The 22871-nt window shown below is 66.8% G+C and carries 21 protein-coding genes; 11 read left to right on the plus strand and 10 right to left on the minus strand.

Going from position 1 to position 22871, the window contains the following annotated elements; genetic code table 11:
* Window positions 1–350 precede the first annotated feature (350 nt).
* The 3 genes from ACL03I_RS33970 to ACL03I_RS33980 form a co-directional block, all read right to left on the minus strand.
* Window positions 351–1211 (minus strand): fumarylacetoacetate hydrolase family protein, encoded by an 861-nt coding sequence (locus ACL03I_RS33970; protein ID WP_412807997.1) that lies wholly within the window; start codon window positions 1209–1211, stop codon window positions 351–353.
* 85 nt (window positions 1212–1296) lie between these two features.
* Window positions 1297–1983: a VOC family protein gene (locus ACL03I_RS33975; RefSeq protein ID WP_412807998.1), complete on the minus strand. Its 687-nt coding sequence runs from the start codon at window positions 1981–1983 to the stop codon at window positions 1297–1299.
* Between the two features lie 5 nt (window positions 1984–1988).
* The gene (locus ACL03I_RS33980; protein WP_412807999.1) at window positions 1989–2831 is read right to left on the minus strand and encodes an alpha/beta hydrolase; all 843 of its coding nucleotides are present in this window, start codon (window positions 2829–2831) and stop codon (window positions 1989–1991) included.
* A gap of 95 nt (window positions 2832–2926) precedes the next feature.
* On the opposite strand from ACL03I_RS33980, the gene ACL03I_RS33985 reads away from it, so the two are divergent.
* The 3 genes from ACL03I_RS33985 (at window position 2927) to ACL03I_RS33995 (ending at window position 4512) form a co-directional block, all read left to right on the plus strand.
* Window positions 2927–3574 carry a TetR/AcrR family transcriptional regulator gene (locus tag ACL03I_RS33985; protein WP_412808000.1) on the plus strand — a complete coding sequence of 216 codons (648 nt, stop codon included), beginning with the start codon at window positions 2927–2929 and terminating at the stop codon, window positions 3572–3574.
* Window positions 3575–3598: 24 nt separating this feature from the next.
* Window positions 3599–3727, plus strand: coding sequence for a hypothetical protein (locus ACL03I_RS33990; protein ID WP_412808001.1), 129 nt, complete (start codon window positions 3599–3601; stop codon window positions 3725–3727).
* Window positions 3728–4158: 431 nt separating this feature from the next.
* A complete protein-coding gene (locus ACL03I_RS33995; protein WP_355079559.1) occupies window positions 4159–4512 on the plus strand; it encodes a DoxX family protein in 354 nt (117 codons plus the stop codon).
* Window positions 4513–5418: 906 nt separating this feature from the next.
* Here the strand turns inward: ACL03I_RS33995 and ACL03I_RS34000 are convergent.
* On the minus strand, window positions 5419–6516 hold the full coding sequence (locus tag ACL03I_RS34000) for a hypothetical protein (protein WP_412808002.1): 1098 nt from the start codon (window positions 6514–6516) through the stop codon (window positions 5419–5421).
* Window positions 6517–6682: 166 nt separating this feature from the next.
* On the opposite strand from ACL03I_RS34000, the gene ACL03I_RS34005 reads away from it, so the two are divergent.
* The gene (locus ACL03I_RS34005) at window positions 6683–7462 is read left to right on the plus strand and encodes a TSUP family transporter (RefSeq protein WP_412808003.1); all 780 of its coding nucleotides are present in this window, start codon (window positions 6683–6685) and stop codon (window positions 7460–7462) included.
* 208 nt (window positions 7463–7670) lie between these two features.
* Here ACL03I_RS34005 and ACL03I_RS34010 read toward each other — a convergent pair whose 3' ends face one another.
* Window positions 7671–7817, minus strand: coding sequence for a hypothetical protein (locus tag ACL03I_RS34010; protein ID WP_412808004.1), 147 nt, complete (start codon window positions 7815–7817; stop codon window positions 7671–7673).
* Between the two features lie 39 nt (window positions 7818–7856).
* Between ACL03I_RS34010 and ACL03I_RS34015 the strand changes: the two genes are divergently transcribed.
* The 3 genes from ACL03I_RS34015 to ACL03I_RS34025 all read left to right on the plus strand — a co-directional run bounded on the left by ACL03I_RS34015 (window position 7857) and on the right by ACL03I_RS34025 (window position 11109).
* Window positions 7857–8021 (plus strand): hypothetical protein, encoded by a 165-nt coding sequence (locus tag ACL03I_RS34015; RefSeq protein WP_355079565.1) that lies wholly within the window; start codon window positions 7857–7859, stop codon window positions 8019–8021.
* A 74-nt stretch (window positions 8022–8095) separates the two neighbouring features.
* The gene (locus ACL03I_RS34020) at window positions 8096–8836 is read left to right on the plus strand and encodes a zf-HC2 domain-containing protein (protein WP_412808005.1); all 741 of its coding nucleotides are present in this window, start codon (window positions 8096–8098) and stop codon (window positions 8834–8836) included.
* Between the two features lie 14 nt (window positions 8837–8850).
* Window positions 8851–11109, plus strand: coding sequence for a heavy metal translocating P-type ATPase (locus ACL03I_RS34025; protein WP_412808006.1), 2259 nt, complete (start codon window positions 8851–8853; stop codon window positions 11107–11109).
* Window positions 11110–11148: 39 nt separating this feature from the next.
* Here the strand turns inward: ACL03I_RS34025 and ACL03I_RS34030 are convergent, their stop codons facing one another.
* On the minus strand, window positions 11149–13059 hold the full coding sequence (locus tag ACL03I_RS34030) for a cytochrome c oxidase assembly protein (protein ID WP_412808007.1): 1911 nt from the start codon (window positions 13057–13059) through the stop codon (window positions 11149–11151).
* 331 nt (window positions 13060–13390) lie between these two features.
* Between ACL03I_RS34030 and ACL03I_RS34035 the strand changes: the two genes are divergently transcribed.
* Both ACL03I_RS34035 and ACL03I_RS34040 read left to right on the plus strand, forming a co-directional pair.
* Window positions 13391–14584 carry an MFS transporter gene (locus tag ACL03I_RS34035; RefSeq protein ID WP_355079571.1) on the plus strand — a complete coding sequence of 398 codons (1194 nt, stop codon included), beginning with the start codon at window positions 13391–13393 and terminating at the stop codon, window positions 14582–14584.
* A 151-nt stretch (window positions 14585–14735) separates the two neighbouring features.
* The gene (locus ACL03I_RS34040; RefSeq protein ID WP_412808008.1) at window positions 14736–15752 is read left to right on the plus strand and encodes a hypothetical protein; all 1017 of its coding nucleotides are present in this window, start codon (window positions 14736–14738) and stop codon (window positions 15750–15752) included.
* A 7-nt stretch (window positions 15753–15759) separates the two neighbouring features.
* On the opposite strand, the gene ACL03I_RS34045 is transcribed toward ACL03I_RS34040, so the two are convergent.
* On the minus strand, window positions 15760–16935 hold the full coding sequence (locus tag ACL03I_RS34045; RefSeq protein ID WP_412808009.1) for an acyl-CoA dehydrogenase family protein: 1176 nt from the start codon (window positions 16933–16935) through the stop codon (window positions 15760–15762).
* Window positions 16936–17058: 123 nt separating this feature from the next.
* On the opposite strand from ACL03I_RS34045, the gene ACL03I_RS34050 reads away from it, so the two are divergent.
* Both ACL03I_RS34050 and ACL03I_RS34055 read left to right on the plus strand, forming a co-directional pair.
* Window positions 17059–18858, plus strand: a complete 1800-nt coding sequence (locus tag ACL03I_RS34050; protein ID WP_412808010.1) for a CoA transferase — start codon at window positions 17059–17061, stop codon at window positions 18856–18858.
* Window positions 18855–20507: a class I adenylate-forming enzyme family protein gene (locus ACL03I_RS34055; RefSeq protein ID WP_355081550.1), complete on the plus strand. Its 1653-nt coding sequence runs from the start codon at window positions 18855–18857 to the stop codon at window positions 20505–20507. The genes ACL03I_RS34050 and ACL03I_RS34055 overlap by 4 nt, the downstream gene beginning before the upstream one ends.
* A gap of 55 nt (window positions 20508–20562) precedes the next feature.
* On the opposite strand, the gene ACL03I_RS34060 is transcribed toward ACL03I_RS34055, so the two are convergent.
* The 3 genes from ACL03I_RS34060 to ACL03I_RS34070 are packed head-to-tail and all read right to left on the minus strand — an operon-like array spanning window position 20563 to window position 22819.
* Window positions 20563–21333, minus strand: a complete 771-nt coding sequence (locus ACL03I_RS34060) for a metal ABC transporter solute-binding protein, Zn/Mn family (protein ID WP_355078061.1) — start codon at window positions 21331–21333, stop codon at window positions 20563–20565.
* A gap of 8 nt (window positions 21334–21341) precedes the next feature.
* On the minus strand, window positions 21342–22184 hold the full coding sequence (locus ACL03I_RS34065; protein WP_412808011.1) for a metal ABC transporter permease: 843 nt from the start codon (window positions 22182–22184) through the stop codon (window positions 21342–21344).
* Window positions 22181–22819 carry an ABC transporter ATP-binding protein gene (locus tag ACL03I_RS34070; protein WP_355078063.1) on the minus strand — a complete coding sequence of 213 codons (639 nt, stop codon included), beginning with the start codon at window positions 22817–22819 and terminating at the stop codon, window positions 22181–22183. The genes ACL03I_RS34065 and ACL03I_RS34070 overlap by 4 nt, the downstream gene beginning before the upstream one ends.
* Window positions 22820–22871: the final 52 nt, after the last annotated feature.

Genomic DNA, 22871 nt, shown 5'->3' on the forward strand with positions numbered 1-22871 from the left:
TCCACCGCGGACTAACACAGCAGATGCTCGGCATGGGGATGGTCCATACTCGGAAATCGTCAGTGGACTGGTTCGCTGCGCACCGGAATCTCGATCCGAAAGGGCGGTTGTCGTCGGTGACGCTGCTGCGCCGCCTCGGCAACCAGTCCCGGGAAACCGTCTCTGCACGGCGTCCGGGAACTGGGCCGAGTTGTCGGGACACTCACGTTGCCGCGGTTCCGGTCCGCATCGACGTTGCGAGAGCAGACCATGACGGTCACCAACCGGGTGAAGGCGCTCCACAGGGTCGCCGCGCGAGTTGACACCGCATTTGCGTCCCGTGTTGGCGGTCTGTCGAGGTCTTCGCGTCGCTATGCGACTGTGCAGGGGTTGCGCAGCTCGCCGAGGCCCTCGATCGTCGAGCGCAGCATGTTGCCCGGGGCGAGGTACCGTGCCGGGGTGCGGGAATAGCCGACGCCGGCCGGGGTGCCGGTGAAGATCAGATCGCCGGGGAACAACTCGCAGATGCCTGACAGGTGGGAGACCAGCGCGGCGACGTCGAAAATCATCTGCTTGGTGCGGCCCGATTGCACGGTCTCGCCGTCGAGGATGGCTTCGATGGCCAGATCGTCGGGGTCGTCGAGTTCGTCGAGAGTGGTCAGCCACGGGCCGATCGGCGCGAACCGCTCGTAACTTTTGGCGAGGCTGAATTGCGGTGGGGTGCCGGCCATTTGTGATCGACGCTCGGAGATGTCTTGACCGATGCAGAATCCGGCGACGTGGTCGAGGGCCTGTTCGGTAGCGATGCGACGTCCGCCGACACCGATCGCGGCGACGAGTTCCACCTCCCAGTCGCAGGTGCCGGTGGGCAACGGGATCACGTCACCGGGGCCGGTGATCGCCGAGGCGAATTTGGTGAACACCAGTGGGCTTTCGGGCAGGGCGAGCCCGGTTTCGTCACTGTGGTCGGCGTAGTTCAGCCCGACGGCGAAGATTTGGCGCGGCGCACGCACCGGGGGACCGAGCCGCGTCAGATCGGCGAGCAACTGTGCGCCCGTCACACGGGCATCGACCCGGGGCCGATTGCCGCTGAACCAAGCGCGGATCTGCCGTATGTGCGCGACGGCCTGATCGGGATCGCTGGGCAGGACGCCGTCGGAGGCGTTGGCGAGGTCGATGATGCCGGTATCGGTGACGAGCGTGGCACGGCCGTCGAGATTGGCGAGCTTCATGAGAGGGGCGGATGTCCTTTTCGGTCGGGTGGGCCGTGCACCGCGGGGACGGTGCGGTGCACGGTCGGCCATGGGGTCGCTGCGATCAGTCGAGGCGGACCGGCGGATCGGTCTGGCTGGCCATCTGCCACACCAGCTCGTCAGGCATGGCGATGATCTGCCGGTAGACCTCGTCGGGATAGGCCATATGGGGTTTGGTCTCGTCGTAGGCCGGTTGGGCCACCGGCTCAGCCGGTCGGGCGAATGGTGCGGGGTGCTTGTAGGGTTCGAGTTCCTCGGCGCTGATGCCATTGATCTCGACCACTTCCGGGTCGATCCAGGCGCGGTCGTCGATGGCGTCGCCGGTGGTGAGTTCGACAAGCAGACCCTCCGGGCCCGCGAGGTAGAGCGACCGGCAGAACCCGTGGTCGATCGGGCCGAGCACGACGATCCCTCGACTGCGGATGCGGTCGCGCAAACTCAGCAGTTCGTCGAGATCGCGTACATGCAGTGCGACATGCTGCATGGCACCAGGCGCGACCGGTCCGGTCGGTTCGGCGGCGTGGGTGACCCCGAGCTCGCGAGTGTCGGGGTTGTCGGGGTGGTACACGAACGCGATGTAGGACGTGGGGTTGAGTTCGACGAACCCGTGCCAGGCGCCTTCGGCTCCGTGCATGCGGTACAGCGCCTTGAGCGGCAGGCCGATAACATCGGTGAAGAACGCGATCTGAGATTTGATGTCGCGGGTGGCGATCGCCAGGTGGTTTACACCGATGGGTTGGGTGGCGGTCATGATGGTCAGTCCTTTTCGGGGGCGGAGTCGAGCAGCTGCTTGTGGCACCAGGTCCGCACGACATCGGCGTAGTCGGCGGTGTGGAACAACATCAGCTGGTGCACCCCTTCGGGGTGAATGTGCAGTTCGACGGGGCCGGTGGTGGCGTCGACGACGGCCCGGGCCGTGGCGGGAGTAAAGATCGGATCTTTCTCCCCGACGGCGAACAGGATCGGTTTGGTGTTGGCAGACAACGGCACGGCCGGGTCGTAGCGCAGGATCGACGCCCACGAGGCCAGGTCGTAGGTCCAGGTGTTGAGCGGATCCCCATGCTTCTGCTTGCCCGCGCCGCGGAACCCGTAGTCGGTGTCGAAATCGATGTACTGGTCGATATCGAAACGCAGCGCCGGACCGAACAGGGCGACCATCTGATCGAACGCCTGTGTGCGGAAGGCGTTTTCGGTCGGGATCAGCGGTGAGGACGGGATGGCGAATCCCATCAGAATCGCGCCCGCGAAATCCTGCGACGCGGCGTAGGCGCCATAGGCGGCGGACGCGCCGAGCGAGGATCCCTTGATGAACACCGGTAGCCCGGTGGCGGCACGAATGTGATCGGTCAGCCGCAGTGCCGCTTCGATCCACTCCTCGATGGTGAACTGGCCAGCGCGCCGGTCCACGCACGAGCGGCCGTGGCCGGGAGCATCCATGCACCAGACCTCGGCGCCCAACCGGGCATAGTGTGCGGCGAAATTGTCGTAGATGCCGCCGTGACCGCCGATTCCGTGCTGAACCAGCAGCACGTGGTCCGCGGCCGGATCAGCGAATCGATAGGCGAATGTGTTGCCGACTATCTGTTCTTCTCTGCGCATCGGCCACCTCCATGTGTCCCGCGTCATAAAAATTGATGGCAATCAATAAACCATACAAGTTGATGGTCGTCAACATGTTGTCCTAAACTGAGCGGATGGCGACGCAGACACGAAAAGGGCGACCACCGGCCGAGCTGTCACCAGCCTCGTTGACCGATATCCTGGCCGCGGCGTTGAGAGTGTTCGCCGAATGCGGATTCGACGGCACCTCGGTGGCGGCGCTCAATCGCGAGCTCGGAGTGAGCCACAACCTCGTCCATCAGCGGTTCGGCTCCAAGGAGAGGCTGTGGTACGCCACGGTCGACTGGGCGTTCGGCGAGATCGCCGACCACACAAGCGTGGATGCGGAGTTGGCCGAGCGCGACCTGCTCGAAGCGGTACGCGTGACGATCGTGCAATTCCTTCAACTGCACGCCACCCACCCACAGATCCTGCGGCTGGTCACGGTCGAAGGCGCCACCGAGGGGCCTCGGCTGACGTATCTGTTCGACGCGCACGTCGGACCGTTGTATCACCGGATCACCGCGCCGCTGAAGGTGCTCGTCGACCGCGGCGTGCTGGCCGAGGAAGACATCCGCACCGTCCATTTCCTGGTTGCGCACGGCGCTACCGCGCCGTTCAGTCTGGTCCCGCTGGCGGCGAGGCTGAACCCACTCGATCCGCTCGACCCCGCGGCGGTTCGCAGGCACGCCGAATTCGTCGCAGGCATGGTCGTGGCCGGGCTCCGAGCCCGCGGCGCCTGACCAGCGAGGGCAACTGCGACGAAGGTGACGCTCAGTTTCCTGCCCCGTTTTCTGCAACGGCTCGATGCCCTCGATGTCGAGATCGTCCAGGAATTCCCCGAATCCTGCGTCCTATCCGGCGCGGCCGCCTGCAGTGCTCGCTCGATCACCTGATCACAGCGCCCGACAACTGAGCATCTGGACAGGATTCACGGCCGATCAACCTGGGCCGGCGCACTCATCGATGACTTCGTCCACCCGACTCGGCGTGGTCGCGCACTGCTCGCTCACGCTGCCGTGCCCCGCGATGGGCACCTGATGCGTAGCCCCCCATCACCAAATGTGGACGGTAATCAATAAAGCGCATTATATTGATGGACGTCAACATTTGAAGCTGGTGTTGGGGCACGTCAACGAGGACCCGTCGACGATCGTGCGGAAAGCGTCGATTGCCGACCGCGCTGCGGCGGTGCCGAGACCCACGCGGCGGGAGTGGACCGATCCATTCCTGGTGCTGAGCGAGGACTGGTTCTCCTCGCCCGGATTCGAGTGGCACGCCTACCGCGCGCTGGAGACCAACACGTCTGAGAGAAAAGGAGCGATCGATGACGATCGCATCAATTGTCCTAGCCGCCTTGCTGGCGCTCGAGATGATCGCCGTGGGAGCACCGAAGGTGCTCGCCGTCCAGGCCATGCGTGAACGCGCAGCCCACGCCGGGATCCGCGTGTCCGGCTTCCGAGTCATCGGGGCCCTGGAAATCGTCGGTGCAGCAGGGCTTTTGATCGGTATCGGCTGGCATCCGATCGGCCGGCTCGCTGGGGTCGCGATCGTGCTGCTGATGGTCGGGGCGCTCATCACCCACGTCCGGACCAAGGACAAGCTCGCCGACATGATCCCGGCCATCGTCACCGCCCTGTTGGCGGTGACCTACCTCGTCGTCGCATCGCTCGCCCGCTGAGCGCCGGTCACCGAAGGCGCTCGGGCGTCCTCGCCGACGTCTGAGATGCCACACCAAATGCGCCTTCGCGAGCTGACCTGCCACGGTTTTTTTTCTGGCCGCCGGGTAGCGGGCCGGATCCATGCTCGCTGCCGCCAGCGGGTCGGTGGCCCACGTAGGTGCCTCGGGGACGATGAGACCCACGTCCGAGGCCGCGTCGTGGCGTACGACGCGACGTCCGGCCCAGGTATTCCGCCCGGGTAGTGCGTGCCGGTCATCGGCGACATCACAATGCGGTTCGCCAAGGTCAGGCCGTGGATGGTGAAGGGAAGCGCGAGGATCTCCGCCGCGTGGGTGCCGGCCGGGCTGCATCCGAACCCCTAGGGTTATCGGGCAATGGCCGACGGCATCGACCTCGATGTGCTGTTGAAAGGCAGCTGACTTCCGCTAATGCTCAGCACAGCAGCCGTTCTCGCTGCCACCATGACCCGTGTGGCCGTCGGCGAGCATGTGCAGGGTGTCGCGGAATTCGCCCGGGTCGTAACCGAAGGCGAAGCGGAGTTCGACCTCCTTCTTGATGGCAGTGGGATCGTGTCGGGTTGGATGCAGACACCGGCATCGAACACGATCCCTATGACAACTACGAGATTTACGGGTCAGAGCCCACCGAACCGGAACAACCCGACCGCAGGCCACACGAGAGCAGGAGCGGTGGAGACAACCCCGCATCTAAGCTCCAGGACCCAGCCGTGAACCACGGCTACCGGCGGGTGACCGGAACCGAGGGGGCGGTGATGGCCGTGTGATCGGTTCAGCGGGCGCAGGTTTCGCAGACTATCCGCGACAGGTTCTTCTCGCGGATGTCGATGTCACGGCGGGCGATGTGTCAGTGGCCTTCGGGCTGACTGGTCGGCCATTGGTACGGGCCTACTGCATCAGTTGGATGTGGGGGTGATCAGGTGAGATTGGGCAGACGCGAAGGATCATGTTGTAACCGCGAGCAATTGTGACGTCGGGACCTGTGGTTGTGCTGTAATCCCCTGCGAGGGCCTGATCTTCGTAGGGTATCCAGCTGTGGGTTCCGGCGTCCCATTCGGACGAGGCGATGGTGAGCAGCGGTTCGGTCTCGGTACCGCAGGTGGGGCATGGCTGTGGAAAGGGGTCCGTGGTGCCCCACCGGATATGGCCGCCGACCTTCCACCCGGGTGCAACGCATATGTTATCGATGAACCAGCTCTTGATGTCATCCGGATCGATCCCGGTGTGCTGCCGACTGGCCCACTGTCGCATTTGCTCCAGCGGCTCGCTGCCGAGTTCTTCGAAATCGCTCGGGTATTCGATGATGCGTTCCGGCTCCACCGTGCATGGCAAGGGTATGTAGTCGTAGCCGTATTCCACCGCTGCCGGTATCGGTGGGGTATTCAGGAAGTCGGTGACGTCGGCGGCGGTGCGCCACACCAGCGCGGTCTCGGGCATGGCATCGGCGTTGTCCAACGGGCACCAGAGTACCTGCAGCAGATCCTTGCCCGGCGGCGGACGTAACCCCGGGACGTCACGCGTATAAAGTTGCGCCACCGGCAACATGGCATTCGGGGCATGGGCCGTCGGCTTCCACCGACCCGCCAACGGCTGAGACGGGGGGAGGTTGAGGTTGTCGAGATCCCACCCGCTGGCTTCGAATTCCCAGATGTCACGCGGCGCTGCCGACAACATGGCACTCGGGACATCGGCCACCGACGGCCACGGTTCGGGATCGTGTCGCGTCAGCTTCGCATCCACCAGCGACTGTAACGGGTTGAGCTCGTGGGGATTCCACGCGTTGGTCAAGAAGTCCCAGTTGTGAGGCCCGTGACAGTGCGGCCACGGTTCGTTGGTCGGCCACAGCAAAGGACCGCCGATCGAACTGTCGTATACCGTCGGTGTGCCGCTGCGCGGGTGGAGCCGGGTCGCGGGACGAGCCAGCGGCGCCAGTGCGGGACACGCGGCTGCGACATCCACGGCTCGGGGTGGCGTGGTGCGGGTCATCGACAAACCTCTTCGGATTCGGGGCGTTCGAACTGTAGTTCGGAGTACGTCGAATCACACGGTTGGGAATATCTGGCCGGACGTGAATTCCCGAGTCGGCGCAGGTCCGGAGGCCTCACCGCGTTCCGGGCGGGCGAGCCGAGCGGTCGGCTGCGATAGTCCGAGTGTGGATTTGGGATCGGTGCTGTCGGGGTTCGTGGCGGGGTTGCTGGTGTCGGTGGTGACCACGCCTGTCGGGGTGTCGGGGGCGGTGTTTCTGCTGCCGATCCAGCTCAGCGTTCTCGGAGTGCCCAGCCCTGCCGTGACACCGACGAACCTGCTGTTCAACGTGGTGTCCATCCCCGGCGCGCTGCTGCGCTACGGCCGCCGCAGCTCCCTGCGCAGCCCGTTGACCCGGATCCTGCTGATCGGCACCCTGCCCGGCGTCGTCACCGGCGCGCTCATCCGCGTGTTCGCCCTGCCCACCGCGGCCACGTTCAAGCTCATCGCGGCAGCGCTGCTGCTGGCGCTGGGGACGTGGCTGTGCCTGCGCACCGCCAATGGTCCCCGCACCGAGAAGCCGCGCCCGTCGGACCGGTCCATCACCACTCTCGCGCTGGTGGTCGGCGTCGTCGGCGGAATCTACGGCATCGGCGGCGGATCGCTGCTGAGCCCGATCCTGGCCGGACGCGGCGTCCCCTTGGCCGAACTCGCACCGGCGGCGCTGACCTCCACACTGATCACCTCGATCGCGGGCGCGGCCACCTACGCCGGCATCGCCGTCGCCACCGGCGGCACCGACATCGCCCCGGACTGGATCATCGGCCTTGGCTGCGGCATCGGCGGGCTGGCCGGCGGATACCTCGGCGCACACCTGCAACCCCGGCTACCGGAAACCGCACTGCGCTTCACCCTCGGCGGCGTGGCCATCGCGACCGCCGCCCTCTACACGACCCAAGCACTCTGACCCATCACTCGGGGACAAATGCTCAGCCACCGGGCTCGCTGTTGGTGCTATCCCCTATTTGACCTGCTCGTATGCCCCTGGAAGGGGTTCCGGACTCACCGAGAATCCAACGAAGTTCGGGATGTGCCCTGGTAGAGGGTGATTCACGGACCGGCACCCGACGCTCGCCGGCCCAGCCATTGACAGTTGTGAAGAGGTCGCAGCGGCTTCATACGACTCCGCCCACAGGCGGCGGCCCGATCACCGAGCCGAGCCGGTCCAGCATTTCCTCGATGTTCACGTCCACTCCCATCAGCCGTCCGTTCTCGATGGAGGCTATCCACCTCCAGAGTTGGAAGCACGGGGTCGGCGTCACCCGGCCCACCATCTACCGCCACGTGAACAAGAAGGGTTCGTGTTCCGGCTCTTCAGGCGGGTCGGTCAGCACGATTACACCGCATCCGACGACGCGCCAGGGCATGAGACCGGCTTCATGCGCTACCGCCTCACCGACGAAACGATCTACCAACTCTTGCCCTGGATCGGCGCCACACACGCCTCCGAGCCGAGTCCACTCTGAGGTTGCGGTTTCCCGCGGGACGGTAATCGCGGCCTTCGGGGAACTCGAGTGTCGGAGTGGACGACAATCTGCACGTGGAGTGCGAAGTTTGCCGGACAGCACTGTCGGCTCGGATCGACGGTGAGCCCGAAGCCGTCCCCTCGACGCGGGTGGATGAGCACCTGGAGCAGTGCCGAGAGTGCTGTTCCTGGTACCTCACGGCCGTGGAGGTTTCGAAGCTCGTGCGCGGGAGCCGGTCGCGCGCACCCGACCTCACCGACGTGATCTATGCCGCAGCCGAACTGCAACGGCCGAGGCGATCGGTCTCCTCGACATTGCGCGCAATCGTGCCGAGTTCGCGGGTCGAGCTGACGAGACTGCTGCTCGGCGCGCTCGGTGTCGTGCAGGTCGCCCTCGCACTGGCCCAAATCGCAGGCCTCGACTTCGGAATGAGCCACCACGGTGCCGAAATGACTCGCCACCTGCTCAACGAGAGCACCGCGTGGAACCTGGCCATCGGGGTCGGACTGCTCGCCTGTGCGATACGTCCATCGGCGGCCGCGGGAATACTGCCCGTGCTCGCCGCAGTCGTCGCCGTACTCAGCGCCTTCGTTGTCGCCGACCTGCATTCCGGCGTGGTGCCACTGCCGCGCGTCGCGTCGCACGGCGTACTGGTCGTCGCGCTCGCACTGGTCACCATCGTCCACCGCACGCGACGACCTGACACCTCTCCTCCGGTCGGCGACCGCGCACCCACTGAATTCGTCCTGCCCACAGGCGCCCGATTGGGCAGACGCGCAGATCATCTCCGCTCGACCCAAGATCCCGCCGCATAATAAGAGGGACTCACATGACCATCGAGCTCGACTCGACAACCCACGCGCCCAACCGGATCTCTCTCGCCGTCACCGGAATGAGCTGCGCCGCATGCGCGAACAGAGTCGAACGCAGGCTGAACAAAGTCGACGGCGTCATCGCATCGGTGAACTACGCGACCGGAGTCGCCACGATCGATGCCGCCGACCATGTCACCGCCGAAGACCTTTGCGCAGAAGTCGACGCCGCGGGATACGGCGCGTCACCCATCATCGACCACACCGAGGCGATCAGCGCCACCCCCGAGGACGCCGAGGTCAAGGACCTCCTGCGCCGCCTCGTGGTCGCCCTGATGGCGTTCTTCCCTCTGGCCGACCTGTCGGTGATGTTCGCGACTCTGCCGTCCACCAGAATTCCCGGCTGGCAGTTCATCCTCACCGCGCTGGCCCTGCCCGTCGTGCTATGGTCGGCGGCGCCGTTCCACCGGCGCGCGTTCACGGGCGCGAAAGTCGGCGCCGCGAGCATGGACACCCTGGTCTCGGTCGGCGTAGTCACCGCCACCCTGTGGTCGCTGGACACGATGTATCTGCACCCATCCCGGACCGGAACCGCGCCGGACGGAGTGTGGGCTGCGATCTGGGCCAGCGACGCCATCTATCTCGAAGTCGCCGCGGGCGTCACCGCGTTCGTTCTCGCGGGGCGACACTTCGAGGCGAAGGCGAAGCGCTCGGCGGGCAGCGCCTTGCGGGCACTGGCCGCACTCGGCGCCCGCGAGGTCACTGTGCTGACCCGCGACGAGCGCGAGATGCGCATTCCGATAAGCGAACTCGTGGAGGGTCAGCGATTCGTGGTACGGCCAGGTGAGACGATCGCCACTGATGGACTGGTCGTGTCGGGCGAATCCAGCATCGACGCCTCCGCCATGACCGGCGAATCCCTTCCGGTCGACATCACGCCGGGTATGGCGGTGATCGGCGGCACCACCGCGCTGACCGGGCGGCTGATCGTCGAGGCCGCCGCGGTCGGTGCCGACACCAAACTCTCGGGCATGATCCGGCTCGTCGAGCAGGCTCAGACCGGTAAGGCGCGCATGCAGCGCGTGGCCGACCGTGTGTCATCGGTCTTCGTGCCATGCGTATTCCTGCTCGCAGGCGTGACCTTCGGCGTGTGGTGGATGACCGGGAGCGGAGGTGAGCGTGCGGCCGCGGCAGCGCTGGCGGTGTTGGTCGTCGCCTGTCCGTGCGCGCTGGGCCTGGCCATACCCACCGCGCTGCTGGTGGCATCCGGCCGTGGTGCGCAGCTGGGCATCTTCATCAAGGGTCATCCAGCGCTGGAAGCGACTCGCGACGTCGACACCGTGGTGCTCGATAAAACCGGCACCCTCACCCACGGGGTGATGAGCGTCGTCGCCGTAACCGTCGAGGGCACGCGCACCGACGGCGAGGTGCTGCGTTTGGCCGGGGCCGTGGAATCGGCCTCCGAACATGCGGTCGCGGCCGCGATCACCCGGCATGCACGACAAATCCACGACACCCTGCCTACGATCGAATCCTTCGAGGCACTACCGGGACTGGGTGCACGCGGCATCGTCGAAGGTGCGCAAGTGCATGTGGGAAGGCTCCGTCTCTTTCACCAACAGCGCATCGACGTGCCCCGGGCCTTACTGCGGGAGCTCCGCCGTCAGGAACGAGTCGGCCGCACCGTTGTGCTGGTCGGGGTGGACCGGGTCGCCGTCGCGCTCGTCGCGGTGGCCGACACCGTGAAAGACAGCGCGGCTCCTGCTGTCGCCCGACTGCATCGACTCGGTCTGCGCGTGTTCATGTTCACCGGCGACAACGCGTATGCCGCGCAGTCCGTCGCCGACGAGATCGGCATCGACGAGGTGGTGGCCGAGCTACTGCCCGAAGGCAAGGTCGAGCTGATCGCACAGATGCAGGAGCGCGGACATCGAGTCGCCATGATCGGCGACGGCATCAATGACGGCGCGGCGCTGGCCACCGCGGACCTCGGCATGGCGATCGGCGCGGGCACCGATGTCGCGATCGCCGCCGCCGATGTCATCCTGGTGCGCGAAGACCTCGCCGCGGCCACCGACGCGATCGAGCTGGCGCACGCGACTTTGCGCACCATCAAAGGGAACTTGGTGTGGGCCTTCGGCTACAACATCGTCGCCATCCCGGTGGCCGCGCTGGGTTTGCTGAACCCTCTGATCGCGGGCGCGGCGATGGCTTTTTCGTCGTTCTTCGTCGTCTCCAACAGCCTGCGCCTGCGCCGAGCGCGGCTGGGCGGGTGATCGGGTACCGGGCATCTTGGTCAAACGGCTCGGGCAAGATCACCTACGGCTGCGTGCCAGCTGCTCCAGCATCGCGTTGTAAGCGGCGAGGTCGGAATCGCCGTACTCGTCGTCCTTGCGGTCGGTGCGCACCGCGGTGCGCCGATCCTGGGCCGCCCACTGCGTCAGCAACGCGCCCACCACCAGCAGAATCGGGACCTCACCGGACACCCAGGCAATGCCGCCCCCGGCGTGCTGATCCGCCAGCAGATCGATCGCCCACGGCAACTGGAGATTGCCGTAGAACCGCTGGCCCACAACGGAATTCATCGACATGATCGCGATGCCGAAGAACGCGTGGAACGGCATCACCGCGAACAGCATCCCCAGCCGCCCCAGATGAGGCAGTCTGCGCGGACCCGGATCGATGCCGATGATGCCCCAGTAGAACAGGTACCCGACGATCAGAAAGTGGACGTTCATCAGGACGTGGCCCCAGTGGTAGCGGGTCAGGTTCTCGAACAGCGTCGTGAAATACAGCCCGTACAAGGAGACCACGAACAGCGCGATCGCTGTGCCGGGGTAAGCCAGGACAGCGGTCGGCTTGGCATGCAACAGCGCCAGCACCCACTCGCGCGGCCCGTGCACCGCGCCCCGCGCCGCCGACGGAAGAGCTCGCAGCAACAGCGTCACCGGCGCGCCGAGCACAAGAAGCACCGGGACGAACATGTTCAAAGCCATATGCGTGATCATGTGCATGCTGAACATCGCGAGACCGTAGGTGCCGATGCCCGAGGACGTGGCGATCAGTAGCGCTAGACAACCACCCATCCATGACAGAGTGCGCCATCGCGACCAGCGGTCCCCACGACGACGCAGACGCCACACGCCGAGGACATACGCCACAACCGCGACCGACGCCGCCGTCCCGAGCACGAAATCGAAACGCCACGACGCCAGCAGCCGCCACAAGGCGGGCCGATCCGTCAGTTCGAAACCGAGGAACACCTCCTGCGCGGTGAACGACCGGTCGGCGAACGCGGGCGCCGGTTGCACCGCCATCGCCACCAGTACACTCAGCACCACTGCGGAAAGCGCTGCGCTACAGGCGTATACGAATACATTCCCATCATCCGGCACCCGGGTGCGGTAAGAGCGCCACAGCGTCCACCCCGCCGCGACGAGCCCCAATCCCGCGAACAGTGCCAACCGTCCGTATCCGGTCGTGAGCACACACGACCACGGTAACAGCACGAGTACGAGCACCAGCCCGCCGGCCGCCGCGGTCACCGTGCACAGCATCCCGATGACCACGGCGCGCCGAACTGCGACCGCCGTGTCCGAACCACCGCGCCGCAGCTGCTCGGCCACACACCAGAACAACCCCGGCCCCACCGACACCGCGACCTGGAAGAGGATCATCGCGCCCGTGCCGTAATCGTGGTTCGGCCCTTCACCCGCGTTGCCGACCAACGCGGGCGGCAGCACGCCCACAGCCGCCACCAACGTCAGAAAGACGACCCCGCTCCAGGACAACGTCAGCCGTGCACCGAGACTCACCACAGCGGCCAGCGCGGCGACGACAACCCATGCCTTGGGTTTCTCGCTCGCATCGATTAACGCTCCGAGCGCGCCCGCGCGCACCAGGCCCGACAGGCTCAACCCACCGACATCCGCTGCTGTGACCGGTATCAATACCAGCGCCGAGACGAACCAGACCAGGCCGGCACGCTCGGCCAGCCGCAAGCCCGCATAGCCGTCGACCAGGATCCGCCCCTGTGCGGAGACCCGCGTACAGCACACCGCGTAGACCAGAGAACCGAGCGCCACCGCGCCCGCGAGCGCGGCCACCGTCCGCAACAGCGCGTAGCCCAACGCGGACGCAAGCCCGGGATACGTCGTGCCGGCCGCGCGGTAAGGAACCTCACCCATCGCCAGCACGGCGCCGGTGACGAGCGTCAGCGACACCACCACCGCGACGATCCCAATGCAACGGACATCTCCGCGATTCACGTCCACCGTTGGATCCACCCGACCTCCGACCAGAAAGTACTGCCCTCCAGAGGAAACAGCTCGCGCATAGTGGTCGGATCGCACCGACGGAAAGTTCCCGACATCGGTGGACCGAACGCCACCGCGTCGCCGACGCTTCCGATCGGTAGGGCCGGGCTCCGCTACTCGCCTGCTGGCGGAACCGAACCCGCACGCCGCGCGACTATCTGACCTCAGGGCCGCTGATGGGCGGCGTGGCATGGCTGGGAGGACGGCAGTGCAGACACACCCCGCGGTTGGACGGGACCGGATGACGACAGCCTCGGTGACCGGCGTACTGACAGCAGCCATGGCCTTCTCCATGCTGCAATTGTTCGTCCTCGGCGCGCTGGGCCCGCGCCTCGTTCCGGATCTCGGGATGTCCACCACCGCATTGGGATTGACGACGACCATGGGCTTCGGAACAGCCGCGCTGCTGTCGCCGCTGGCCGGTAGCGCGGTGGATCTGCTCGGTCCACGACGATGCCTGATCGCGCTGCTGCTGACCGTCAGTGCGGCCCTCGGCGCCATCGCCGCCGCACCGGCCTACGGCGTCCTCCTCGCCGCGGTGGCCCTGGGCGGCGTGCCGCAGGCACTGGCCAACCCCGCAACGAACAAAGCGATCCTGGCTGCAATCCCGCCGACCTATCGCGCAGGGGTGACCGGCGCCAAACAATCCGGTGTCCAACTCGGCGCCATCGCCGCTGGATTGCCGCTCACCGCGCTGGCCGCTTCGGCGGGCTGGCGTACTGCGGTGTGGACGGCGGCGGGTATCGCGCTGCTAGTAGCGCTGTGGGTGTGGCGTACCCTGCCCGCCGACCCGTCGCGACAGCATCACGGCACGTCCAGCTCGGGCATCGGTGACAAGCCGCAACCACGCGGGAACGACGGCATCGTGTACTGGCTGGCCGTGTACTCCCTGTTTCTGGGGGCCGCCATGGCATCGATCAACACTTACTTGGCGCTGTTCGGCGAACGACGGCTCGGCCTCGGCGCTGCGGCAGCGGGGACCCTGGTGGCCGTGCTCGGCGTAGCGGGCATCGCAGGTCGCATCGGCTGGGCACGTGTGGCGGGGAACCCGCGCGCGGCAATCGTCCTGCCCGCCGGATTGGCGTTCGGATCCGGCATCGCGGCGCTGCTGCTGGCCGCCTCCGCCCTGATGACCGGGGTGGTGTGGATCGCGGTGATTGCCGTCGGCTTCTTCGGCATGGCGGGCAACGCGGTGTCCATGGTGTTGGTGATCCAGCGCTCGGCCCCTGGACGAGCCGGACGCAACTCGGCATTGGTGTCGGCGGGGTTCTTCGCCGGATTCGCGATAGGCCCGCCGTTTTTCGGCACCGTGGTGCCCTCGATCGGATACAGCAACAGCTGGCTGATGGTCGCGGTGGAATTCGCTGTCGCGGCGGCAGTCGCGGCGTTGTGGGCAGTGCGCGATCGTGAGGCCCGCGTCGAGGAGCGGGCGTGAGGAATATGCATGACAAGCGCCGCTGTGAATGCACGAAACGTGCGCCGCGACAGCAGTTTTCATCACGTACAGCTCAACAGCTGCATACGACGGAATGGTGCGGGGGCGCAACATGGTGACGGATTGGGCGTGCGAGGCATTCGATGCCCTCATGAACCGCGTATCGAGCACACAAGCCGCTGTGGGCACCCGGTTTCCGCTCTACGCCGACAGCATTTCCGGCGAATGGACAACCACCTCCCGCGGATCCTGGACCGGCGGCTTCTGGGCAGGTCTGCTGTGGCTGCGTGCATCAGCTAGCGGTCGGCACGAGCATCGCAACGCCGCCGCAGAGACGACACAACGCCTGGCCGACTGGGTGACATCGGACACTTCCACCCGCGGGTTGATTCTCTGGTACGGAACAGCCCTGGCAACCAGGCGCGGGGAAGACTCCCGCGCCTCAGCGCTCCGCGAGAGTGCCGCACGCCAGTGCCGTTCGGACTTCGATCACAATCTCCGTGTACTGCCATGGGGTTCAGCGTTCGGTGGCCCACGCCTCCTCGCTCGCGTGGACGGAATTCCCGGCCTAGTACCACTTCTGGCCACAGACAAAGACCCCTGCGGCCCGGATATCGCCCGCGAACATCTCTCAACACACCTGCACCTCTGGCGGACAACACCGATCGGCACCCCGGCATGGGCCTGGTCGGATGGCACATGGCTTCCCTCGCCGCAACCGCAGCGAGGATGGAGCCGAGGCAGGGCCTGGCTCCTGCTCGCACTGGCCGACGCATGCCGGTACCTGTCCCCGGAATTCCTCTTCGATGCCTGTGCACTCCTCGACGCCGATCAACTCCTGGTACCAACCGCCGAAAACCATCCTGACGCGCCACCAGACACCTCGGCCGCCGCGATCGAGGCGGTAGCGCTGCTGAAACTTGCTGCAGCACAAACGCGTACAGCACGGTCCGCAGCGATGCGGCTGCGAGCCACCGAGATCACGCGACGGCTTGCCACGGACTTCATGAGCGGTCCCGGCGCGCCGCAACCCGGGGGCAGGCTGGGTGGCGGATGCTACGACTTCGGCCGCGGGCTTGCCACCAACCACGAGCTGATCTGGGGCAATTTCTTCTTCGCCGCGGCTCTGGCCATACAGATCGGGTTGATCGCTCCTTTCGACACCTGACGCGGCCTCAGCGCAACACCGACCTGGCCACGGAGGTGATATGCAGTTCGTCCGGACCATCCAGCAAGCGCGCCATCCGCCCCATTCGCAGCAGTCCCGGCAGCGCGGTATCCGGTCCCAGCCCGGCAGCCCCGTACACCTGGATCGCGGAATCAGCCACTTGTTGCAGCGTCCGCGCCGCGGCCACCTTCGCCAAACCGGATTCCACGCGAGCGTCATGACCTGCGTCGAGGAGCGCGGCGGCCTTGTGCACGAGCGGCCGGGTGCTCCGGATGGCCAACAGCGACTCGAAAACATGCTGCTGCACCAGCTGGCGTTCGGCCAGCGTTCCCGATGACTGACCGCGCGTGCGAGCTCGCTCGCACATCAGGTCATAGGCCCGCTGCGCCTGGCCGAGCCAGCGCAGGCAGCGCAACGTCCGGCCGAGCTGCAACCGCTGCCGCGCGATCGGCAACGCACGTCCCCGCTCGCCGATTAGATGGTCTTTCGGCAGCCGCACCTCGTCCAGGGCGATCTCCCACTGCCCACCAACGCCGAGGACCGGCAGCTCACGCACGAGCCGGAAGCCCGGAGCGTCCGTCGGCACCAGCAGCAACGACAGCCCATCCCGGTCCGACGCCCGCCCGTCGGTGCGAGCCAGCACCGTGATCACATCGGCGTCCTGGGCGCCGCTGACGAACCATTTGCGACCGGACAGCACCCACGAACCGTCCGGAGCCTCCGTCGCTCGGGTGGCCGTCAACGTCGGATCGGTGCCTGGTGTGTCGGGTTCGGTCATCGCGTACGCCGTATGCAGCTCTCCGGAAACCAGTCGCTTCAGGTAGGTCTCCCGAACGCGGTCACCGGCATGGCGCTGCAACATCCGCACATCCAACAGCGAGGCCGAGCCGAGCACCGCAGGGCCGTGGTCACTGGCGCCTTCGGCCTCGGCCAAGCACACGTACTCGGCGAACGAAAGTCCCCGACCACCAAATTCCCTCGGCAGCGGCAACGCCCACAGCCCTTCCGCCCGCGCGGCGTCGGCCAACTGCGAACGGGCTGCCGCAGCAGCCGGGCCGCCTGCGTCCAGCAGGATCTCTTGTGGCATCACTCGTTCTGCCACAAAGGCTTCCACACGCTCACGCAGCGACGTGCCGTCGACCGCGGCGGCGGACATACGGGTGTCGGATGCATACGGGTCCATGGCTTCTCCTCGTCTGCCGGGAACTCGACGTCCCCGCGCTGCGACTGCTGTTGTCCGCGGGAGTGGTCGGCGGCGATCGCCACCGAGTTCCCGCGGCGGTCACTCTGTTCGAGAAGGAGAGCCATGACACTCGGCGCTACGCGGACCTCCGACAACCAACTGACGGCGAAACCATTGGAGGGGGTGCAGCTCGAGACCGGTGGACCGCCGGGTCCGGTCTCGATCGCGGTGCAGCACCTGCGGTTGCTGGGCGCCGAACCTTCCACGGCCGACCATGATGCGCTGACTCTCACCGACCTCGACGGCGCGAGAGTCGAAACCCGCCTGTCCTGGGGCAGGCCGGACAGCGAGGTATGCGATGAGGCGACCGCGCAGGCCGCCGCAGGACTGATGCTCGTGCACGGACGTCGCGACGGCTCACCCCGCGGACTGGCCGTGGACTACGTCTCGACCGCTTCCGGTGTGCTCGCCGTCCAAGGCCTGTTGGCCGCGCTCATCGGCCGCGCGAGGGGCACCTTGGTCACCTCGGCGGATGTCTCGCTCGATCGCGTGGCGCTGCTGACCGTCTCGCAGTACCTCGCCGCAGCGTGCGCCGAGGACGATGAAGCCAGCCCACTGGCGCCTGGTGGGCCACCGTTCACCACTGCCGACGGCGTTCGATTCGAACTCGAAGCACTGGACGTCGCGGTGTGGGCCGAATTCTGGCAGGCCATGCGAGCACCGATGCAAGCCGCACGAAAAGGCTGGCGACCCTTCCAGTTCCGCTATGCCACCGCCTGCGCTCCGATCCCCGACGAGCTGCATCACGCCACGCTGGCCAGCACGTGGGCACAGGTACAGGCAGCCGCGGCCGAATCCGGCGCCGACGTCTGCCGATTACACACCCTCGCCGAACGCTCGGCAGAACTGCACGGCGGCGGAGAATCGACGCTGCCCTGGGAACTGGCCGCCTACCCGGGGATCCCCGCGGCGATACCGGCACGCGGCCGATGTAGCGACGAGCGCCCTCTGGCGGGGTTCACCGTGCTCGAGGCAGGGCGTCGAGTCCAGGCCCCACTCGCCGCGCACCTGCTGGGGCTGCTCGGCGCGACCGTCGTGCGAATCGAACCGCCAGGCGGTGACCCGCTGCGTGGCATGCCACCCACCTGCTCGGACATCTCCGCACGCTGGCTGGCCCTCAACCGGGGCAAGGACGCGATCGAAATCGACATCAAGTCCCCCTCCGACCGACAGCGGTTGCTCGAACTGGCAGCCGACGCCGACGTCTTCCTACACAACTGGGCGCCCGGCAAAGCCGAGCAACTCGGGCTCGCCGCCGACACGCTGTCGGCCGCCAACCCGAGCCTGATCTACGCCTACACCAGCGGCTGGGCAGGACGGCTCCCCGACGCCCCCATGGGCACCGACTTCATGGTGCAAGCCCGCACCGCCGTCGGAGAGGCGGCCCGCCCAGCCGACGAACCACCGACACCGTCACTGATGACCCTGCTGGACGTGCTCGGCGGCATGCTGGGCGCCGAAGCGATTCTGGCCGGATTGCTGACCCGCGAACGCACCGGCCGCGGCGTGCGCGTGGAATCCTCCCTGTTGGCCGCCGCGCAACTACTGACCGCGCCGGCTCTGCGCCGGGCGCATGACGGTCTTCCCCTCCGTCACCCCGCCGGATTCCGTCGCCCGTTGCCGACCGCTGACGGGCTCATCGCACCCGCTGACGAGCACGCCGTCGCGGCAGCCGACACCGCGGCACAGGTGCGTGCGCTGTCCACCGACGACGCCTGCGCGATGCTTCGCGGCCGAGGCATCATCACCACCCCGGTGACCACCGATCTCACAACCCTGCCCACCGATTCTCGCTTCGCAGGCGCCATGGCACGCGACGAACACGGCGCCGTCGCCGTGTCGTCGCCTTGGAGGTTCCGATGAGCGTCGCACTGCACGATCTGGTCCCCCGCAAGCTACGCAGAACCTGGGCGGCCGACGGCAGCTACCCCGACCTCGACCTGTATTCGCTGTTCCGGGCACGCCGCTGCCAGCACCCGCACCGAACCGCACTGGTCGACAACGAAGGCGAGGTCAGCTACGCGGAATTGGACGCCCTGGCGCGGCAACTGGCCGCCGGTCTGGCCGCCCGAGGCGTACAAGCCGGCGATGTCGTCGGCATCCAGCTGCCGAATTGCCGCGCCGCTGTCATCGCAGACCTCGCTTTGGCCGCACTGGGCGCGGTAGCCCTGCCGTTCCCCGCCGGCCGCGGCATGCGCGAGGCCGAGTCGCTGCTGCGGAGATCGGAAGCCGTCGGTGTCCTGGCCGCCGCCCAGTTCCGTGGACACCACCACGCAACAGATCTCGCGCAGTTGCTCGGCCAATTGCCGACATTGCGTTTCGTAGTCTCCGTCGGTATCGACTTCGCGCCGAAAAGCTGTGTGCCTTTCGCCGAGCTGTTCCCTGGCGACTATGACGATTTCGTCCCGGATCGCCCCGATCCGGACGCGGCCGCTCGCATCCTGGTGTCCTCCGGGTCGGAGTCGGAACCGAAGATGGTCGCCTACTCTCACAACGCGCTGGCAGGCGGCCGCGGCAACTTCATGGCATCGCTGTTGACCGACGACCGACCGCCCCGCAGCCTGTTTCTCGTACCGCTCGCCACGGCGTTCGGCAGCAACGGCACGGCTGTGACGCTGGCCCGCCACGGCGGCGCGCTGATTCTGCTGGATCATTTCTCGCCAAGGGAAGCGTTGGCGTCGATCCAACGGCATCGTCCCACGCACGTGCTCGGCGTCCCCACCATGATCCGGATGATGCTCGAAAACGGCGCAGCCGAGACCGACACCTCCGCACTGACGGCACTGGTGCTCGGTGGTTCCCAACTCGACGCCACCACCGCCCGGGAGGCACAACAAGCATTCGGATGCACGGTGGTGAACCTCTACGGGTCGGCCGACGGCGTCAACTGTCACACGGACATCGACGAAATCGATTCCGGCGAAATCAATTCCGACGACGGGACTTCGGGAGTGCTGGTCGGGCGACCCGACCCGCGGGTGGCGCAGATCCGCATCGACCGGGTCGACACCGGCCGGACCGCGGCGCCGGGTGAAACCGGAGAAATAGTCGCCCGGGGCCCGATGACGCCGCTGTGCTACGTCGGGGACCCGCAATTGGACTCGCGTTATCGCACGAGCGACGGCTGGGTACGCACCGGTGACCTCGGCGTCCTCGACCCCGCAGGCCGACTGCACGTGGTCGGGCGGCTCAAGGAGATCGTCATTCGCGGTGGCGCGAACATCAGCCCCGCCGAGGTCGAACGCATGCTGGCCACGCATCCCGATGTCCGCGACGTGGCGTGCATCGGCGTCCCCCACGACGTGCTCGGTGAGCGACTCGCGGCCTGCGTCGTGCCACGGCCGGGCAGCGTGCTCGACTTGGAAGGGCTGTGTGCTCATCTGGCCGCAAACGGCATGGAGCGCGGCAAACATCCCGAATCGCTCCTGCTGCTCGATGCCCTGCCGTTGACCCCTGCGGGCAAACCCGACCGCGCGGCTCTGCAAACACGGTTCACCACCGTCCAGCACTGAAAAACGGCGGGGCAGCCGTGGAAACGGCTGCCCCGCCTCACGATCCGCCGCCTGGTCAGGACCCGGAGAGCGCCTTCTTCAACGCGGTTGCCGCACCCCGATAGACGGACAGAAGATCCTGGCCCTGCTCGGGATAGTTCACGATCGATACCTGTTCGACGCCCGAGTCCGGCAGCACGGCGCCGGTGGACATGTGCGCGTTGTCGAGCACGAACTGCGGCTTCTTCGCACTCAACTCCGCCAACTGACCGGGCGTCACGGGTTCAGGACCATAGGTGCCCACAATCTGCGCACCTGCCAGCTCGGCCGCCCACGTCGAGAACACCTGGGCGATGACCGTCGGCTGCCTTCCACCCGGCCAAGCCGAGCGGACGTCTCCGCCGAGCTTGTCGTACTCGGTGCTGAACGTCGCGGTCCACGCCTGCGCCGCCGCGGTGGTGCCGAAGCGCTCGCCCAGCGCCTGCACTTGGGCTTTCACCTTGGCCGCGGAGTTGTCCAGATCGACTTCGATCAATTCGGCCTTCGATCCCGCGGCTTCCTTGATCTTGGCCGCGAACGGCTCGAACGGCGCGTAGAGCACGAAATCCGCTTCCGCCACCGCGGTCAGATCCGACGGTTTGGGATCGTAGTCCGGAGCATGGTGAACCGACGGCGGAACAATGACTTTCACGTCCGCCGCGCCTGCGGCTTCGGCGAACGCAGCCTCCCAGGTGGTGGTCGCCACGACGACCGGGTGGGTGTGTCCATGGTGGTCGTGCTGTTCGCTTTCGGAGCTGGAACACCCGCTCAGCAGCACGGTTGCCGCGACCACAGTCGTCAGGCTCATACCGGCGGTCAATGGTCGAAAGCGTGCCATGAGAATGTTCTCCGTTCAGGAATCAGATGGGCCGCGAAGGCGACTGCCCCCGCGGTGAGGACCAGCACCGGCCCAGGAGGAAGATCGAAGGCCAGCGCCAGCACGAATCCCACGGAATTCACCGCAACGCCGATACCGACAGCCCAGACGATGATCGAAATCAGCGAGCGGCCCAACCGCCGCGCGGCCAAAGCCGGCAGCAAGGTGAGCGCATCCACGAGCAGCGCACCGGTCAGCCGGATCGCTCCGGCCACCGCAACCGCGATCAGCACCAGCAGAATCAGCGTGAGCCGCCCCGCCGCCACACCGGAAACCAACGCCAGCTCGCGATCGTGCAACAGCAGCGCCAAATCACGTCTTCGCCACCAGAACAGCGCAGGCACCACTACCGCGAGCACCGCCAACACGACGACGTCCTGGACCCGGACCGCGAGAATCGAACCCCACAGCAGCGAAAACGCCGCCGAAGCGTTCACTCCGGCCACCGCAAGCACCAGCAGCGCTGCCGCGACGGCCGAACTCATCAGCAAACCCATTGCGCCGGAGAGCGTTTCCGGCGTGCGCGCCAGCGGAGTGATCCCCGCCCCGGCCACCGCACACGCGAGCAGACCACACAACGCCGGATCCCATCCGGTCAGCATGCCGACCGCGGCGCCCAGCAGCGCGACGTGCATCATCGCGAACCGGACCGGGATGATATCCAGCCCCACGATGGCCACACCGACCACCGGCAGCCCGATCGAGCCCACCAATAGCGCCACCCCGGCGCGCTGCACCGACCCCATTCCGAGCAGATCGAACAGCTGCGCAGGCCCGTTCACGACAACTCCCGCAGTCGGCCTGCGGCCATCTCCAGCACTCGGTCGCAACGCCGCGCCATGGCGCGGTCATGGGTGACCACGACGAGGGTGACAGGCAGCTCCGTCAGTACGTCGGCGGCCTCCTCCTGACCAGCGAAATCCAACGCGGCCGTGGGTTCGTCGGCCAGAACGACGCTCGCACCAGCTGCCACGCACCCCGCCGCGCGGGCCAGGTGCATACGCTGCAGTTGCCCACCCGAGAGCGTGTCGAGTGGTCGGCCGAGCAGCTCGCCCACACCCAGCCGTGTCGCCATCGCCTGCGCCTGACGGACGTCTCCGCTGCTGGCCAAGAGCTCACCGGCCAGCAGCGGAAATCGGCCCGCCGCGGGCCGCTGGGGAATCCACCCGCACACCCGCCGCCGCCACGCATAGTCCGCCGATGTGCGGCCACCACGGCCTCCCACGGAGATCTCGCCCCGCACAGCCGCGTGCAGGCCGATCACCGCGCGCAGCAGTGTCGTCTTGCCCGAGCCATTGGTACCGGTCAATGCGACCCGTTGACCGGCAGAAATGTCGAGGTCGACATCACTGACCACGTCGACACGTCCGTGCCGGCACGACACCCCCCGCAAGCGAAGGTTCAGCCCCGCCATCATCCCACCTCCTTACCGGCCGTCCCCCGCACGCCGACCGGTGTGCCCGGAAGTA

Origin of the sequence: Nocardia sichangensis (assembly GCF_047200615.1) — a bacterium.
Taxonomy (GTDB): Bacteria; Actinomycetota; Actinomycetes; order Mycobacteriales; family Mycobacteriaceae; genus Nocardia; species Nocardia sichangensis.